The 16,136-nt window shown below is 52.2% G+C and carries 18 protein-coding genes and 1 tRNA gene; all 19 read right to left on the minus strand.

Annotation, left to right across the window (positions count from 1 at the left end):
* Nucleotide 1: 1 nt before the first annotated feature.
* Entirely contained in the window at nt 2-1,096 is a 1,095-nt protein-coding gene (gene aroB / locus AC3G2T_RS29350; RefSeq protein WP_474681403.1) for a 3-dehydroquinate synthase, read from the minus strand.
* 1 nt (nt 1,097) lies between these two features.
* The gene (gene aroC / locus AC3G2T_RS29355) at nt 1,098-2,261 is read right to left on the minus strand and encodes a chorismate synthase (RefSeq protein WP_474681404.1); all 1,164 of its coding nucleotides are present in this window, start codon (nt 2,259-2,261) and stop codon (nt 1,098-1,100) included.
* Nucleotides 2,262-2,561: 300 nt separating this feature from the next.
* Complete coding sequence (locus AC3G2T_RS29360; protein ID WP_488437774.1) at nt 2,562-2,726, minus strand: hypothetical protein; 165 nt, start codon at nt 2,724-2,726, stop codon at nt 2,562-2,564.
* 214 nt (nt 2,727-2,940) lie between these two features.
* A complete protein-coding gene (locus tag AC3G2T_RS29365) occupies nt 2,941-3,720 on the minus strand; it encodes a CheR family methyltransferase (protein WP_474681406.1) in 780 nt (259 codons plus the stop codon).
* 808 nt (nt 3,721-4,528) lie between these two features.
* On the minus strand, nt 4,529-4,972 hold the full coding sequence (ndk, locus tag AC3G2T_RS29370) for a nucleoside-diphosphate kinase (RefSeq protein ID WP_488437775.1): 444 nt from the start codon (nt 4,970-4,972) through the stop codon (nt 4,529-4,531).
* Between the two features lie 92 nt (nt 4,973-5,064).
* A complete protein-coding gene (locus AC3G2T_RS29375; RefSeq protein WP_488437776.1) occupies nt 5,065-6,042 on the minus strand; it encodes a polyprenyl synthetase family protein in 978 nt (325 codons plus the stop codon).
* Nucleotides 6,039-6,902, minus strand: a complete 864-nt coding sequence (locus tag AC3G2T_RS29380) for a menaquinone biosynthetic enzyme MqnA/MqnD family protein (RefSeq protein ID WP_488437777.1) — start codon at nt 6,900-6,902, stop codon at nt 6,039-6,041. Before AC3G2T_RS29380 ends, AC3G2T_RS29375 begins: the two co-directional genes overlap by 4 nt.
* Entirely contained in the window at nt 6,883-7,503 is a 621-nt protein-coding gene (locus tag AC3G2T_RS29385; RefSeq protein WP_488437778.1) for a UbiX family flavin prenyltransferase, read from the minus strand. Before AC3G2T_RS29385 ends, AC3G2T_RS29380 begins: the two co-directional genes overlap by 20 nt.
* Nucleotides 7,500-8,375: a UbiA-like polyprenyltransferase gene (locus tag AC3G2T_RS29390; protein WP_488437779.1), complete on the minus strand. Its 876-nt coding sequence runs from the start codon at nt 8,373-8,375 to the stop codon at nt 7,500-7,502. Before AC3G2T_RS29390 ends, AC3G2T_RS29385 begins: the two co-directional genes overlap by 4 nt.
* Before the next feature lie 6 nt (nt 8,376-8,381).
* Nucleotides 8,382-9,107 (minus strand): demethylmenaquinone methyltransferase, encoded by a 726-nt coding sequence (locus tag AC3G2T_RS29395; protein WP_474681412.1) that lies wholly within the window; start codon nt 9,105-9,107, stop codon nt 8,382-8,384.
* A gap of 13 nt (nt 9,108-9,120) precedes the next feature.
* The gene (locus AC3G2T_RS29400) at nt 9,121-9,984 is read right to left on the minus strand and encodes a heptaprenyl diphosphate synthase component 1 (RefSeq protein WP_488437780.1); all 864 of its coding nucleotides are present in this window, start codon (nt 9,982-9,984) and stop codon (nt 9,121-9,123) included.
* Nucleotides 9,985-10,172: 188 nt separating this feature from the next.
* On the minus strand, nt 10,173-11,252 hold the full coding sequence (locus AC3G2T_RS29405) for an RNA-guided endonuclease InsQ/TnpB family protein (RefSeq protein WP_488437781.1): 1,080 nt from the start codon (nt 11,250-11,252) through the stop codon (nt 10,173-10,175).
* Between the two features lie 4 nt (nt 11,253-11,256).
* A complete protein-coding gene (gene tnpA, locus AC3G2T_RS29410; RefSeq protein ID WP_474681415.1) occupies nt 11,257-11,655 on the minus strand; it encodes an IS200/IS605 family transposase in 399 nt (132 codons plus the stop codon).
* A gap of 112 nt (nt 11,656-11,767) precedes the next feature.
* On the minus strand, nt 11,768-12,304 hold the full coding sequence (locus tag AC3G2T_RS29415) for a hypothetical protein (RefSeq protein WP_488437782.1): 537 nt from the start codon (nt 12,302-12,304) through the stop codon (nt 11,768-11,770).
* A gap of 82 nt (nt 12,305-12,386) precedes the next feature.
* Complete coding sequence (mtrB, locus tag AC3G2T_RS29420; protein WP_474681417.1) at nt 12,387-12,611, minus strand: trp RNA-binding attenuation protein MtrB; 225 nt, start codon at nt 12,609-12,611, stop codon at nt 12,387-12,389.
* Nucleotides 12,612-12,698: 87 nt separating this feature from the next.
* Nucleotides 12,699-13,625, minus strand: a complete 927-nt coding sequence (locus AC3G2T_RS29425; RefSeq protein ID WP_474681418.1) for a phosphatase PAP2 family protein — start codon at nt 13,623-13,625, stop codon at nt 12,699-12,701.
* A gap of 126 nt (nt 13,626-13,751) precedes the next feature.
* Nucleotides 13,752-13,828 (minus strand) — tRNA-Pro (locus AC3G2T_RS29430).
* Between the two features lie 172 nt (nt 13,829-14,000).
* The gene (locus tag AC3G2T_RS29435; protein WP_235122749.1) at nt 14,001-14,273 is read right to left on the minus strand and encodes an HU family DNA-binding protein; all 273 of its coding nucleotides are present in this window, start codon (nt 14,271-14,273) and stop codon (nt 14,001-14,003) included.
* Nucleotides 14,274-14,542: 269 nt separating this feature from the next.
* Nucleotides 14,543-16,021: a stage IV sporulation protein A gene (gene spoIVA, locus AC3G2T_RS29440; RefSeq protein WP_474681419.1), complete on the minus strand. Its 1,479-nt coding sequence runs from the start codon at nt 16,019-16,021 to the stop codon at nt 14,543-14,545.
* Between the last annotated feature and the right edge of the window lie 115 nt (nt 16,022-16,136).

Here is a 16,136-nt window from a genome sequence, read left to right on the forward strand (position 1 = left end):
ACTAGCTCTCCCCTTTTAAATAATCCACAATTTGTCTGACCTGATCCACGGTCACATCCTTGCGGATTTCCACCTTGCCGATTTCGGTCGGTATGATGTAGACCATCGTCCCTTCCTGGAACTTCTTGTCATGCATCATAGCGCTCATGATACTATCCGTATCCAGGTGCGGTGGAATCTGCACAGGCAAACCGAATTTCAGAAACAAATTGCGCGTGATCGTATGGATGTCCTCACTGTAACCGAATTGCTGAGCCAGCTTGGCCGCGCCGACCATACCGATAGATATGGCTTCCCCGTGAAGCAGCTCGCCGTATCCGGCCACAGCTTCCAAAGCATGTCCGATCGTATGTCCGAGATTGAGAATGGCGCGAAGATCGTTCTCCCGCTCATCCTGCGAGACGACGATGGCCTTGACTTTGCACCCTTGATACAGCGCATAGCCTAGCGCATCCGAGTCGAGGCCGAGCAGCTTGTCTGCGTTGTCGTCGCACCACTGGGTAAAAGCGGCGTCCCAGATCAAGCCGTGCTTGATCACTTCCGACAGCCCGGCCTTCACCTGGCGGTCGGGCAGCGTCAGCAGCGTGTCGAGGTCGAACAGGACAAGCTCAGGCTGGTGAAACGCGCCGATGATGTTCTTCGCCATCGGATGGTTCACGGCCACCTTGCCGCCGACACTGCTGTCGTGGGCAAGGATCGTCGTCGGGATCTGCACGAAGCGGATCCCGCGCATGAAGCTCGCCGCGGCGAAGCCGGCGAGGTCGCCGACCACGCCCCCTCCGAGGGCGACGATCGCGGATTTGCGATCGAGACCCGCCCGGAGGGCGGCCGAGACGATTCCCTCGAGCTGCGCGAGGGATTTGGACGTTTCGCCTGCGGGCACGACGCAGGCCTCGGCGGCATAGCCGCCCTCGCGGAGCCGCGTCATCACGCGCTCCAGGTGCAGCGGAGCCACTGCGTCGTCCGTGACGACGAGCAGCGGCGATTTGCGGCTCAGCTTATGCCGCTCGAACAGTTCGGCGATATCGCCGAGAATGCCTTGGCCGATATAGATAGGATAAGAGCGTTCTCCCAGATCGACGGTCAGCTCTCTCATCCTAGTAGCTCCCCACTTGCGCCAGGTAATTGTTCAAGTTCGCGCGGATCTCTTCCAGCGAATCTCCGCCGAATTTATCGAGAAACGCGTTCGCCACTTCCCACGCGATAACGTTCTCCATGATGACGCCGGCTGCCGGAACCGCACACGTATCGGAGCGTTCCACCTGGGCGGTGAACACTTCCTTCGTGTCGATATCCACGCTTTGCAGCGGCTTATACAGCGTAGAGATAGGCTTCATGACGCCGCGCACGACGATTTGCTCGCCCGTCGTCATTCCGCCCTCGAAGCCGCCTGCGCGGTTCGTAGCGCGTCGGAAGCCGCCTTCCGGCGTGTACAAAATTTCATCGTGCACATTGGAGCCTCTGCGCTCTGCGGCTTCGAAGCCGATGCCGAATTCAACGCCCTTGAAGGCTTGAATGGAAAGCACCGCCTGCGCGATTTTGCCGTCCAGCTTGCGGTCCCACTGCACGTGGCTGCCGAGTCCGACCGGCACGCCTTCGATGATTACTTCCACGATGCCGCCCAGCGTGTCGCCGTCATCTTTCGCTGCGTCGATGGCGGCGATCATTTTCGCTTCCGCGTCTTTATCCACGACGCGAACCGGCGATTCCTCCGTAAGCCGGATCAGCTCGTCGATCGGCAGTTCCTTGCGCTGAGCTTCAACGTCTCCGATGCGGATGACTTGCCCGGCTACTTTAATGCCGAATTCCGCAAGCAGTTGGCGGGCAACCGCGCCGGTCGCCACGCGCATCGTCGTTTCGCGGGCGCTGGAACGCTCCAAAATGTTGCGCAAATCTTTCTGATTGTATTTAAGGCCGCCGTTCAAATCGGCGTGTCCCGGACGGGGACGGTTGACCCGGCGTTTGCCCTCGTTATCCTCTTCCACAGGCTCGATGCCCATTACGGTCGTCCAATGCTTCCAATCGTTGTTCACGACAACGAGCGCGATCGGCGCGCCTGTCGTTTTGCCATGGCGTACGCCTCCGACGATGTCGGCGGTATCTTTTTCAATCTGCATCCGACGACCGCGGCCGTAGCCTTTTTGACGTCTATGTAATTGAAAGTTCAATTCATCGAAATTCAGGGTCACATTGCTCGGGAACCCCTCAATAATTGCCGTGAGCTGCGGACCGTGCGTTTCTCCAGCCGTCAAGTATCTCATTTTCCGTTTCCCCCTAAAGAGTTTTTCGAGAACAACCTGCTTCGCAAGCATTCCCGATCTCCTGACTCCTCCTTACGCGTCCGCCAAACACTTTAGCGCTTTGACGCGTAATTACCTTTTGTCATTATAGTATAGCTCTCCCCGTTTGGCAACCTGCCAAAGCTCCCGAAATGATACGAACCCATCGGCGGCTACCGTAACGGAACATCCCCGCGCAGCCGTCTGCATACAGCAAAAACACGCTTCATCAGGGAGAAAGCTTCTCTCTGCGAGGCGTGTCTATACGCGCTGCATCCGCATTTAACCGTGCATGTGCTGTTTTTGAATCACTCTCGGAATGTCGGCCATCTGCGGGTCGTTCATCAGCCCCATGAGCTGTACCGAATCGATGCCCAGTATTTGCGCGCACTCCTGAATCGTGATCATTCCCCTTCGGTAGGCGGTAATCACTTTTCTTTTGTCCATAAAGCCCCTCCTAAAAGTTTTCGCCCGAGAGTCTGTCGACGGAGCTGCTTGTGTGCATACCGCCTGCTACTGGGTTCACCCGCCAAACTCCAAGAAAACTTGCATCGTAAGCGCCGGCCGAGCGCTGCCTTGCTTTTGCAGAGCCGCCGCCGTAAGGATAAGTATTCTTAGTATAGGAAGATATGGAAAAAGTTATACCAGCCGCTGCGCGAAGCTACCCCTTTTTACGGTAAAAGAACGTCTCCGCAGGTTCGAAATCGTATTGTCCCGGGGAGAAAATTTGCTCGGTAGAGCCGACAAACAGCAGCCCGCCCGGCTTCAGCGCCTTCGAAAACTTTTGATAGAGCACATGTTTCGCTTCTTCGGTAAAATAGATAATCACATTGCGGCACACGATCAGATCGAAGCCCGTGTCAAACGCATCGACAAGCAGGTTCTGCTTCTGAAATTTGATCGATCGTTTCAGCTCGTCCGAAACGCTGTACATGACCTGGTCCTGGCGGAAATATTTTTTGACGTACTTGTCCGGCACGTCGCGCAGCGAGCGATCGAGGTAGATGCCCTTGCGCGCTTTGTCCAGCGCTCCGTCGTCGATGTCCGTAGCTTGCAGATGAGTATCCGCAAGTGCGCCCTGCTCCGCTAAAATCATCGCCAGCGTATAAGGCTCTTCGCCTGTCGAGCACGCGGCGCTCCAAATTTTCAGGCGGCGGTTTTTGCGCAGCATCTCGGGAACGAACCGCTGCTCGACGAGCTCCCAGCGATTCGGGTTGCGCCAAAACTCCGATACGTTGATCGTCATTCTGTCGAGAAACTCATAGAACAGTTCCTTGTCCTTCATCATTGCATCGAAAAAAGCGACGAACGTGTTGTATCCGCGCTTCATCCGAAGCGTCGTCAGACGCCTTTTCATCTGCGCTTCTTTATACTGTGCAAGATCGATAGCCGTATAATCTTTGACTTTTTTTATAAAGAGGGAAAAATCCTGATCTTCCATGCTGTTCACCCGCCTTGACCATTTGCTGACTATAGGGATTCTGTAAAATAAAACAGAATTCCTGCAAATAACGACAAAGACTGTAAGACTCGCCTTGCCGAGCGCAAAAAAACCTGCAACTGCTTGGCCGTGTATAGCAAACTTGAATTCTTTTCATTCTGTGGGGCGACGTCTCCCGGTACGTGGTGTTGCGCTGCATGACGGCAGTTGATCGGCCACATGCCCAGAAACCACCCGCACGCCAGAGCCGGTCGCACAATCTGACTGGTTGCATGAAGAAAACCTGCAAAAGTACAGGAATTTGTGCCTTGATACGTTGGCAATGAAAAATTCCTGCAATTGTGCAGGCTTTTCAACGCAAATATGGGCTCAGAGTCTTTTTCACGGAAAATTCCTGCACTATCGCAGGCTTTTCGCTGAAATGACCCCTTTTCACGGAGAAAGCCTGCACTTTCGCAGGTTTTCTCTCTGCCAAGCCACCTTGTGCCCCCCACTTCAGCGCCGCAACCCGTGCAATTGTCGAAGAGAGGTTGCGCCACCACTGATGCCACTAGCCAGTCAGTATACTAACTATCTGATTGTTGCGGAATTTCTACGCGTTAATAGAGATGGGTCTCTCCAGTGTACGTTTTCTCAACAGCCTGACTTTTACAGGGTTTGCTGGGTTTGCTGGGTTTGCAGGACTTGCAGGACTTGCGGGACTTGCAGAATTCGCAGGCGACCAAGCCACGCAGCAAAAAACAGCCCGCTGGCTTAAGCAGCAGGCTGTCTTATTCCGGAGACCGGCTCCATGTTATGTATGTTTATATCAAATCCATGGACCGATCGCTTTGGCATACTCGCAGAGCTCGTTCGGGCTGAAAAAGTTGCCGATTTCGCGCTCCGCGCTGGCCGGGGAGTCCGATCCGTGGATCAGGTTCAAATTCGTATGTACGGCGAAATCTCCGCGAATAGTTCCGGGAAGAGCTTCCAGCGAGTTCGTTTTGCCGATCATTGTGCGGGACAGCGCTATAACCTGCTCGCCCTGCCAGACCATTGCAAAAACCGGGCCGGACGTAATAAAATTGACCAATCTTTCAAAAAAATCTTTACCTTTGTGCTCCGCGTAGTGATATTCCGCCTGCTCTCTCGTAATGACCATCAGCTTGCCGCCAATGAGCTCAAAGCCCTTTTGCTCAAACCGCTTTACGATTTCGCCGATCAGCCCGCGCTGCACACCGTCAGGCTTCACCATTAAAAACGTTCTCTCCATGCATCATCGCCTCCTGATCATATTTACACGTACATCACTCTATAGTTTACACTTCTTGGAAGCATTTCTCAAATATACGATACGGGAACCGGTTAATAAGAACGATTGCCAATAAAATGCGCAACTTCGATAAGATCTTTTTTGGCTTGAATGTCGGGAAGCCTAACCAGCGCTGCGATCGCTTTGTCGATATATTTTTGCGCCAGCTCTTCGGCTTTGCGAATGCCTTCGCTGCCGCGAATGAGATCGAGAAAGCGGGTGACGTCCGTCTGCCCGTCCAACTGCTGAATCCTGTCCAGCTCCTGCAGCAGTTGCGGCTTAAGCAACGGATCCTGCAGCGCGAAAATGACGGGAATCGTAATGTTCCCCTGCTTGATATCGCTGCCCGGCGGCTTGCCTATTTGCTTCTCCGTTCCCGTCAAATCCAAAATATCGTCGCGGATCTGAAACGCCATGCCGACGTTGTAGCCGAAAGCATAGAGCTTGCTGCTCGTCCAATCCTCGCTGTCAGCAGCCATCGCCCCGAGCTGGCAGCTGATGGCGATAAGCAGCGCCGTTTTGCGGCGGATCCGCAGCAAATAGTCGCGAACCGACTGCTCCGCATGGTAGAAGAAGCGGATTTGCTCCATTTCGCCGATCGACATTTCCACGATCGCCTTGGACATGACCTGATGCACGGCAGGCTTCCGGATTTGAGTAATGACGGTCAGCGCTTTGGCGAAAATATAGTCTCCCGTATACATCGCGATCCGGTTGTCCCACTTGGAACGGACCGTCAGCTGGCCCCGGCGCGTATTCGCATCATCGATCACGTCATCGTGCACAAGCGAAGCCATATGGATGAGCTCCAGCGATACGGCGACGTGTTTCATCGTTTGCAGCCTGTAGGTCCCGAATTCGCCGGACAACAGAACAATCGCGGGGCGAAGCCGCTTGCCCCCCGCTTTCAGCAGGTGCAGCGAGGTTTGTTTCAGCATCGCATGATCGGTATATACGCTTTCTTCCAGCTCTCTTTCGATCGAGGCGATGTCTTTTTTCTTTCTTGCATAAATATCCAATAGGTTTTTCATTCTGTCACCCGTGCTTTATCTTTCTCTGACCAAAGCTCAATCTTCGCCTGTTTCGGTAAAAAGCCAAGCTCATAGCAGTACTGATAATACAGCTGAAGGCCTTGCCATTGTTCCTGACCGAAATCGTAGCATAACGTATGAAAATAGTGATTCCAGTAGTCTTCCGTTCCGCCGACGCTCTCCCGGGCGTCCCGGATCATCGCTTCCGGCTGGCGGTGCGCCATTTCCTTGCTTTTTACAAACGCCGCGAACACTTCGGATACCAGCTCCGGATAGCGATCCACAGTATCCCTGCGGATCGCCCAGACGGCAAAAGACATCCATTGTCCGGTCCATTTCGCCCATTCTTGCCCAAGATCGGTAATCATATACTTGTCGTTCCGCCAGCTTTCCTTAATGGCATCGTCGCCGATCAGGAGCGCTGCGTCCGAATCTTTGATCATCTCTTCCAGATTCGGGGCCGCATCGTGGTATTCCGGCTTGCCGCCGTAAAACTTTTCGATAATGACTTTCAACAGATTGACCGAGGTCGCCGATGTGGTCGGCAACGCAATGCGCCCGTTCGTAATTTCCCGCAGCGGCTTCTCGTGAAACAGCAGAATCGAATTGACGTCGCCGTAGGCGCTGACGGATAAATCGGGATAGAGCATGTAATGCTCGAACGATTGGCCGTAGGCGAATGACGAAATCGGCCCCATATCGATCTCGCCCGCGGCCATCGCCCGATTCAGAGAGGTGGGCACTTGTTCGATAATGTCGACCTCCCCGCTTGTCATCAGCTCGGGGAAATAATAGTAGATGGGCCAAACATTCGTATAGTCGATACGGCCGATTCTTATTTTAGCTTCCTGGTTGTTCATCGTTTTCTCCCCATCTTCGGTACAAGGAATGCTCAATGTCCATACTGTCCAGCACTTTGCCCACTAAAAAGTCGACCATTTCGCCGATCGAGCCGGGACGGTTGTAAAAAGCCGGCATCGCCGGAATAATACGCACGCCCATCTTCGACAAGGTGAGCATATTTTCAAGATGTATCGCATGCAGCGGCGTTTCCCTTGGCACCAAAATCAGTTTTCTTCCCTCTTTGAGCATCACGTCAGCCGTCCGCTCCAGCAAATTGTCGGAAGCGCCGTGAGCGATCCCCGATAATGTCCCCATCGAGCACGGGACGACGACCATCCCTTTCGTTCGAAAGGAGCCGCTGGCTACGGAAGCTCCGATATCGGCGATCGGATGATACGTATACGTTCCCGCAAACCCGCCGAAATGCTCCTGAAGCATTTCTTTCCGCTTGCCTGCGTTCCAATCCAGCTCATCGTGCAGAACTCTCCAGCCGGCTTCCGTAATCATCAGATGCACGTCCAAACCTTGCGCCAGCATCGCTTTGCACAGTCTCACCCCATAGACCGCTCCGCTTGCGCCGGTTATCCCTACGACCCAATTGCCGCTATTGCCGCTCATGGATGGTTGGAGACGACGACGTCCAGCAGCGTAAACGCGAATACGACTACGCTAAGCACGCCGTTCATCGTGAAGAAGGCCGTATTCAACTTGGATAAATCGTCGGGTGAGACCAGTCTGTGTTCTTTGTACAACAATACGTAAGCGATAACCAGTCCGATTAAATAAAACCAGCTGAGATGCGTCATGAAAAATAACGTGACCAAACCGACGGCCGTAAGCGCATGCAGCACGCGGGCCGTCACCAGAGCCGCCTTGATACCGAACCGGCCGGGCAGCGAATACAGCCCTTCCTTGCGGTCAAAATCCGTATCCTGGCACGCGTAGATGAGGTCGAAGCCGGCGCTCCAGCAGGCAACCGTCAAATAAAAGACGATCGACGACCAGGTGATATGCCCGGTAACTGCCACCCAGCCGCCGAGCGGCGCAAGTCCGAGCGTCAGGCCGAGAATGAAATGGCATGTCCACGTAAATCTTTTGGTGTAGGAGTAGAAAACAAGAAAAAACACTGCAATCGGCAGCAGTTTCATCGCTAAAGCGTTTAAATTGTAAGTTGCCCAAAACAGCAGCGCAAACGATAGAATGATATAGATGATTACTTGTCTAACCGATATCAAGCCTGCCGGAATGGCGCGGTTCGCCGTCCGCGGATTTTTTTTGTCGATCGCGCGGTCGATAACGCGGTTCAAAGCCATTGCGGCGGTTCTGGCTCCGACCATCGCCAGCGATATCCAAAGAATCTGCATCCAGGTCGGCAGATGCCCTGTCAGCACCACGGAGCCGAGTATCGCTCCCATGAAAGCGAACGGCAGCGCAAACAGCGAATGCTCGAATTTGATCATTTCCAAAAATACTTTTAGTTTTGTAAACATATCGTATTACACTCCCGAATTAGTTTTCCCCTTGGTGCCGATGTGCAGCGCCGCGATGCCGCCGGTCAGCGGGTAAGCTTGCACTTCCTGCAAACCCTGCTTGGCGAATATGGCAGCCAGCTCTTTATGATCGGGAAAATGAATTAATGATTCCGGCAGCCACTTGTACTGCTCGTAGCTTTTGGCCAGCAGCTTGCCCAGAACGGGCAGCACGCGCTGAAAGTAAAAGTAGTAGATCGACTTAAAAGGCTGCCAAGTCGGCTTGGACAGTTCCAGCGACACGACCAGCCCGCCCGGCTTGACCACCCGCCGCATCTCGCGGATGACTTGCGCCAGATCGGGTACGTTGCGGAGCGCGAAGCCGATCGTCGCATAATCGAAGCTGTTGTCCTCGAAAGGGAGCGACATGGCGTTCCCGCGGATGAGGCGGATCTGCTTGTCCATCCCCAGCCGGCTGATTTTGTCCGCCCCGACGTCAAGCATTTGCTGGCTAAAATCAAGCCCTACCATCTCGCCGGTTCCGCTTGCCTGCGCCAGACTGATCGTCCAGTCGCACGTTCCGCAGCAGATATCGATCGCAGTAGAGCCTGGCTTAACTTGGATTTTGTTCATCGTGAACTTCCGCCACGCCTTATGCCGGCGGAAGCTCAAAATATCGTTCATCAAATCGTACTTCGGAGCGATCCGCTCAAACACGGAATGAACGAATTCCTCTTTGGATTTTGTCGTCATCAGGAAGGTCACCTCATATTTCTTCAAGCACTTTAGGTTTGGACAAAAACCGCAGGAACGGCTCCCCAATGTGAAACAGTTCACTTACGAGCTTATCGGAATCCAACTGTGCGATCAACGTATGCAAATGCTTGACATTCGTTTCGAGCATTTGGTAAAGCTGCGATGAGACGTTATATTTATGCATCAGCAGGCGGATTTTGGCTTGATCCGTTTCTTCGGCATGAAGCTGGTTCCGCTCTTCCTTCGTGCCGTGCTGCAAAATGTGCCAGAATCCCCAGCTTCCGTGAAAATTAGCCGTCGTCTCGGCCCGGAAAATTTCTTCGGACAGCACTTCGCACTTCGTGTAGCCGTTTAAAATTTCCGGCCAGGCACGGTCGTATACGCCCGCCATATATTCCGAAAAAGACAAAAAAAGCTGAGACTTAATCTCCACCGAATGGTGAATATAATCTTCTGCCGTCATTTTGAACTGCTTCATTTTGGTATATACACTCATCTTCATCCGGTTCACATCGCAAATAGCGCCGGCCAGCTGCTTGATCGTATCGATATGGCCCGCCTGCGACAGAAGATGGTAAAATCGCGAGCTGAAATAATCGCCAGCCAGCACTTTGAGCTGCCGCGAACGCGCCGCCTTCTTCTCCTTCAGCTCGTTTCCCGGAGACACTTGCTCATGCGTATCCAGCGCCAACTGCACGAGTGAGGTCGCCAGCGAATACAGTTCGCTTTCCCCGCTAAACTTCGTATTTCCGTTCAAAAAGGCAAACAGCAAACGTGTGCGAAGCTCCGGAAAATCCGGCAAATCGGTGTGAATCTGGATCATGTCATATTCCGTATATTGTTTGGCGATCTCTGGGATCCGAAAAGAATTCATTCAAAAGCCTCCGTAACCGTATGCAGTTGTGTCTCTATGCTCTCATCCAAGTAATTATATCATAACCCGCTATGAGAAGCACAATTAATTGTGATGACTCCCCATGCCTAAAGACAAGGGCTTCTCGGTTCATCGAGGATGGCAACCCGTTCCTCTCCCCGAAGGCTCCATCCGAGCCCAGTTCATGTTTAGGCGGTCGCTCGTTGCAAGATGTTAATTGCCGCGTTCACGTCTCGGTCTGCCACGTATCCGCAGTATGGACATTGGTGGACGCGCTCTTTCAACTCTTTTTTAACTACTTCGCCGCAATGAGAGCAAAGCTGTGACGTATTGCGGGGGTCTACTTGCTTCACGATTCTACCGGCACTTTCAGCCTTGTATGTCGTGAATCGGACAAGCTGATTCCACCCTGCGTCTGTAATGCTTTTTGCCAGCCTGTGATTCTTGACCATGCCGAGCGTATTCAAATCCTCGAAAGCGATCAACCCGTAACGGTTCACAAGGCTTCGAGAAAGCTTGTGGGCGTAATCCTTGCGCTGATTGGCGACATGCTCATGCAGACGCGACAGAACGCGCACAGCCTTCTTACGGCGGTTTGAGCCTTTCTTCTTGAGGCTTACTGCACGTTGCATACGCTTAAGCTGTCTCTGCCTATTACGCAAGCATTTCGGAGCGTCGAACGTCTCGTCATCTGATGTGATGGCAAGGTGTTTCAGTCCAAGATCAATTCCTACTTGGCTCTCATTTTGTGGTAGCGGAACCGTCTCGACTTCGCAACTTAAGCAAACGTAATACTTGCCATTCTTCTGAATGACGGTGCAAGTCTTGATCCTGCCTTCGATGGGGCGGTGAAGCTTGATCTTAACGTCTCCGATCTTGGAAAGCTTAAGCTTGTTGCCATTCAAAGCGTAACCGCCTTGCGGATAGGTGAAAGAATCGTATTGTGTCGCAGGTTTGAAGCGCGGGAATCCCGGCGTTTCCCCTTGCTTCACACGACGGAAGAAGGCTTGGAACGCTTTGTCTAGGCGTCCCGCAACGTCCTGCAATACTTGACTATGCACTTGCTTAAGCGCAGGGATATGTCGCTTACGCTCACCCAACGTATTCGCCTGATCGTAGTAATTTAAGCTCTTGCCTTCGCTCTTGTAAGCGTGGATACGTTCCTCAAGTAATCGATTGTACAGCAGACGACAACGTTCTAAAGTGAAGTCAATCGCCTTGCGCTGCTCTCGGTTTGGATACAGTCGGTATTTGTACGCTATGAGCATATGGTCACCGTTCCTTCTGCTCTTCGATGTACTTCTTAACCGTTTCGAGCGACACGCTTCCGACCGTGGCGACGAAATAGGAATTCGTCCACAGAGAAGGAAGTCGAGAAGATAGGTGCTTGTACTCCATGCGTAAAATGCGTGACGTATAGCCTTTCAGATGCTTTACGGCGCGATGAATGCCGAATTGCGGATCGCATTTAATGAGCAGGTGTACATGATCGGGCATTACTTCCATTTCCAGCAGCCCGACGCTAAGTTCCTGAGACTTTTCGCGGAATAGCTCTTTAAGCCGCTCGTCGATAGGCGAGACAAGAACTTTGCGGCGATACTTCGGACAGAATACAACGTGATATTTGCAATCAAAAACGACGTTATTGTTGCTGTCTATGTCTCTTGACATACTTTTCACCTCAAGAAAAGTATACCACAAACAATAGATAACTCCTAGATATCTATTAAAATGAAGGCAACTTACATCCTCATAGCTAAAGCAAGGGGTTTTACGTCGCATCCTATAAAGGGTAGCGCTGCTGCCATTTCGGGGTGTATGTGATGCGAAAACGGTTCGACAGCTGCTGTTCGAGCTGTACCTGGCTTAACTCGCTCGCCTTCTCCTTCATGTCTTTTCCGTGTTCGCGGTCCGCGACCATAGCCAGAACGAGCTGCGCCGACGAGCTTTCCGCCGCCCCCGAATAGTCCATAACCCGTACCCATACTTGATTCACATTTTTCGTTCTGGCGTTCATCGTCTGCGCGATCGTATACAAGTCGCGGTACACTGCGGCGGCGTCCGCGTTTTTGGGAAGGCTCAGATCGATGAACAGGTTCGAATCGCTCAATTCCACTTTGCGGATCCGCAGCTGCAGCGGAACCTGAACGAGCAGATCGACCAGATTGCGGTCGGTCAGCTGTCCGGCGCGATGGCCGGACGACCACGCGTCGGATGTGCGGACGCCTGCCGACGGGTCCAGCTGCGGCAGCAGGGACAGGCCTAACGCCACAGCGCCCGAAATCCCCGCAGTGATCAAAATACGAGCCGTCCATTTCATGTACAAGGCACCCCCAGGCAATAGAGCTTATACACCATTGTACAATGAAAAAAAGCAGGCTATGCCTGCCGCAGCAAATTATTCACTCCTCGGTATCGACGACGCCGAATTTGGTCATAATGATCGCTTTCCCTCTTATCTTAACCGCCGAAGTGTGCTCCGTAAATTGGGCGATCATCACTTCGCCTTTGTCCAGCTTCTCCGTATGGCCAAACCGGGTTTCGTGTCCGCGGGTCAATCCGATTACATGAACCCCGTTGTCTTTGGCTTTGACGATAAAAAAATCGTTTCCGTTATTTGCTTCCATCTGCATTCCCCTCCGTTCCATGTCATGCGTGTTCATCTTGTTCCTATGATGCAAAAAAAGCTTCCGGAAGTCAACTCGATCGCCGCATTACGCCGAAGCGTTTTGGGAAACGGCGGCGGCTTTCTTCCCGTAAAACAGCTTGAATTTGGCCGGAATCACCTTGTTGGAAACCGTAGCAATGAGCAAATCGGCCAGTTTGACAGTGCCGTATGCGAACAGCATGCCGGCTATAACGTCGATCAGCCAATGAATTTGCAAATACAACGTCGAAAAAATAATCGAGCTGCAATACGCGACCATCATCGTTTTGAAAATACGGTCTTTCTCGCGCAGTGCCAGCAGCAGCATCGCGAACGAGATCGACGTGTGCATGCTCGGAAAGCAGTTCATCACCGCGACCAGCAGCTCGTTGTTGTCTACAAAAGTTCTGTGAAGCAAATCAGGCTGCCCGTTCACATACCAAACCTCATGGAGCAAAATCAGGTTATAAAAAGGCAATATGAGCGGAAACTGCAGCATGTGCCCGGAGAGCGCATAAGAAATCATTTTTTTGATGCTCCGCGTCCAAAAGCTGCGAACGATGCAAATCCAGAGCGACAGCACAAAGCCGTAGTTATAAATCCACACCATGGCCTTATCCAGAAACGGATTGGCGATCCATCTGGCCCATCCGCCGGTATTCAATGGAATCGCATTCATATATGCGTCCCAATGCCACGGATGACGGTTGTTTTCAAACATCCAATTCGCTATTCTCCACCAAAAGCTGTTGCCCGAACCGTAAAAGTAATAAAAAACGCCGAGCAGCGGAATGCCGAAAACGAAAAACTTTTTCCAATCCACATCGATCTGGTCCTTGCGGACGCCGAGCAGACAGATGAACAGCAAAATCCAGCATTCCGTGCTCCAGTTCCCAACGGTTCCGATCCGCCAGATCAAAAAGATCGATAAAATAATGCCGTACATCGTCCAATCCTGAGCCTTTGCCAGCTCATTTAATCGAAGCTTGTTCAATGCTGCTCCCCCTGTCTATTTTCCCCACAAACCGTGACAGAACCTTGCGAAGCGCAGTCCGCTTGTTGTACGGGGACCCCCTGAGTCAAAAAAGAAAAAGACATCGGCATGACGATGTCTTTCCCATGGTCGGAGTAACACGATTCGAACGTGCGACCTCACCCACCCCAAGGGTGCGCGCTACCAGGCTGCGCCATACCCCGAAAGCGAAAATAGCTGCTTATTTATTTTCTTTTGTAATTATAGTTGGACTGTTCAAAAATGTAAAGGTTATTTTAATGCAAAACAGGTAAAAATAAATAAAGCCGATAGCCAGCAATATGCGGCTACGGCTTCGTGCTTGATATGATGAAAAATCATATGTAAGACTTGCAATTATTGAATCCCGTCTCTAAGCGCTTTGCCAGGTTTGAAAGCTGGAATTTTGCTAGCAGGGATTTCAATTTCATCACCAGTCTGCGGGTTGCGTCCCTTACGAGCGGAACGTTCACGAACTTCGAAATTGCCGAATCCTACAAGTTGAACTTTATCCCCGCTTTGCAGCGCTTCGGAAATTGCGTCAAAAACAGCGTCAACCGCTTTAGTCGCATCTTTCTTGGAAAGCTCGGAGGTTTCAGCAACCTTGTTAATCAATTCAGATTTATTCATGCCATTCACCTCCCCCCCAAAAATACTCACTTCCATTTACTTCCTGTTTTCACCGTTTCGTCAGAAAATATACATGATCGTACGAAAAATCGTTGATTTTATTAGGGAAAACGAATTCCCCCTAGCAGACGAATAAATTTATAGTAATACACCGGGGCGGCAATTTCAAGTGCCGTTTTGCTTGACGGGCGTTGGATTACGATAAAAATCGACAAAAAACACTCTTTCGAGTGTTTTTTGGTGTATGATTTCACATTCCTGCGAAAATTTTACAAAATGATCGCGATGAGACCGCCGGACCCTTCGTTAATGATCCGTCCGAGCGTCTCCTGCAGCTTGTAGCGCGCATTATCCGGCATCATGGCGAGCTTGCCCTGAATGCCTTCGCGCACGATGGAGTGAAGCGATCGGCCGAAAATGTCGGATTCCCATATTTTGAGCGGGTTATCCTCAAAGTCCTGCATCAGATAGCGGACAAGCTCCTCGCTCTGCTTCTCCGTCCCGATGATCGGCGAAAATTCGGATTCGACATCCACGCGAATCATATGAATGGATGGCGCGGTCGCTTTCAGACGGACGCCGAACCTGGAGCCTTGACGAATCAGTTCGGGCTCGTCGAGCGCCATTTCCGCCAGCGTCGGCGGCGCAATGCCGTAGCCGGTCGTTTTGACCATTTCCAGCGCTTCGGCGAATTGGTCGTACTCGCGCTTGGCATGCGTGAAATCCTGCATCAGTTGGAGCAGGTGATCCTTGCCGCGGATTTCCACGCCGACGACCTCCTGCAAGATGCGGTCATACAGCTCATCCGGCGCTTGGAGGTCGATTTCGGCCACGCCCTGGCCCATGTTCATATCGGCCAAAGCGGCCTTTTCGATAAAGTCATATTCGGCGAACTGGCTGACCACCCGATCCACGTCGCGCAGGCGTCGGATGTCCTGCACCGTATCGCGTACGGAGTTCTCGAAGCGGCCGCGCAGCCAGTGATTTTCGCCCAGAACCATGACCCAGCTCGGCAGGTTGACGTTTACTTCATGCACAGGGAACTCGTAGAGCACCTCGCGGAGCACCGAGACCATTTCCTCTTCCCCCGCATTCGCCACGCTCATCGTGACGACAGGCACGTCATAGCGGCTTTGCAGCTCGCTCCGCAGCTCCAGCGCAGGCTCGCCCGTAGGCTTTTGCGAGTTGATAATGACGATGAACGGCTTGCCGACTTCTTTCAGCTCGTTGATGACTCTCTCTTCGGCCAGTACGTAAGAAGACCGGGGAATATCGGAAATCGTGCCGTCGGTCGTGACGACCACGCCGAGCGTCGAATGTTCCTGAATGACTTTGCGCGTTCCGATTTCAGCCGCTTCCTGAAACGGAATCGGTTCGTCGAACCATGGCGTATTGATCATCCGCGGTCCGTTTTCATCCTCGTAGCCTTTGGCGCCATCGACTGCATAGCCGACACAATCAACCAGCCGAACGTTAACGTTCAGCCCTTCCGCAACCGAGATTTGAACCGCTGTATTCGGTACGAATTTCGGCTCCGTTGTCATAATCGTGCGGCCGGCAGCGCTCTGCGGGAGTTCATCGGTAGCCCGGATCCTGTCCGCTTCGCTTTGAATGTTGGGGAGCACTACAGATTCCACAAAACGTTTGATAAAGGTTGATTTTCCTGTTCGGACTGCGCCGACAACCCCCAGGTAAATATCCCCTCCCGTCCGTTCTGCAATGTCCTTAAAGATATCCACTTTCTCCAAGAGAATCCCTCCTACAGTTTGGTCGTCAACTGACTACTCGGCAGTAACCATTGACTACTCGTACATTCATTTGGACTAGTAAGAAATATATGTACTTTCGATAGAAATATGATAG

The sequence above is a fragment of the Paenibacillus sp. sgz302191 genome (assembly GCF_057749925.1).

Coding starts and splice junctions, on each gene's coding strand:
- AC3G2T_RS29415 (WP_488437782.1), bottom strand. CDS start 12,304: ATGAAATGGACGGCTCGTATTTTGATCACTGCGGGGATTTCGGGCGCT.
- AC3G2T_RS29365 (WP_474681406.1), bottom strand. CDS start 3,720: ATGGAAGATCAGGATTTTTCCCTCTTTATAAAAAAAGTCAAAGATTAT.
- tnpA (WP_474681415.1), bottom strand. CDS start 11,655: ATGTCAAGAGACATAGACAGCAACAATAACGTCGTTTTTGATTGCAAA.
- AC3G2T_RS29405 (WP_488437781.1), bottom strand. CDS start 11,252: ATGCTCATAGCGTACAAATACCGACTGTATCCAAACCGAGAGCAGCGC.
- AC3G2T_RS29390 (WP_488437779.1), bottom strand. CDS start 8,375: ATGTTTACAAAACTAAAAGTATTTTTGGAAATGATCAAATTCGAGCAT.
- mtrB (WP_474681417.1), bottom strand. CDS start 12,611: ATGGAAGCAAATAACGGAAACGATTTTTTTATCGTCAAAGCCAAAGAC.
- aroB (WP_474681403.1), bottom strand. CDS start 1,096: ATGAGAGAGCTGACCGTCGATCTGGGAGAACGCTCTTATCCTATCTAT.
- AC3G2T_RS29395 (WP_474681412.1), bottom strand. CDS start 9,107: ATGACGACAAAATCCAAAGAGGAATTCGTTCATTCCGTGTTTGAGCGG.
- AC3G2T_RS29435 (WP_235122749.1), bottom strand. CDS start 14,273: ATGAATAAATCTGAATTGATTAACAAGGTTGCTGAAACCTCCGAGCTT.
- AC3G2T_RS29380 (WP_488437777.1), bottom strand. CDS start 6,902: ATGAACAACCAGGAAGCTAAAATAAGAATCGGCCGTATCGACTATACG.
- AC3G2T_RS29385 (WP_488437778.1), bottom strand. CDS start 7,503: ATGAGCGGCAATAGCGGCAATTGGGTCGTAGGGATAACCGGCGCAAGC.
- AC3G2T_RS29360 (WP_488437774.1), bottom strand. CDS start 2,726: ATGGACAAAAGAAAAGTGATTACCGCCTACCGAAGGGGAATGATCACG.
- aroC (WP_474681404.1), bottom strand. CDS start 2,261: ATGAGATACTTGACGGCTGGAGAAACGCACGGTCCGCAGCTCACGGCA.
- AC3G2T_RS29400 (WP_488437780.1), bottom strand. CDS start 9,984: ATGAATTCTTTTCGGATCCCAGAGATCGCCAAACAATATACGGAATAT.
- AC3G2T_RS29375 (WP_488437776.1), bottom strand. CDS start 6,042: ATGAAAAACCTATTGGATATTTATGCAAGAAAGAAAAAAGACATCGCC.
- ndk (WP_488437775.1), bottom strand. CDS start 4,972: ATGGAGAGAACGTTTTTAATGGTGAAGCCTGACGGTGTGCAGCGCGGG.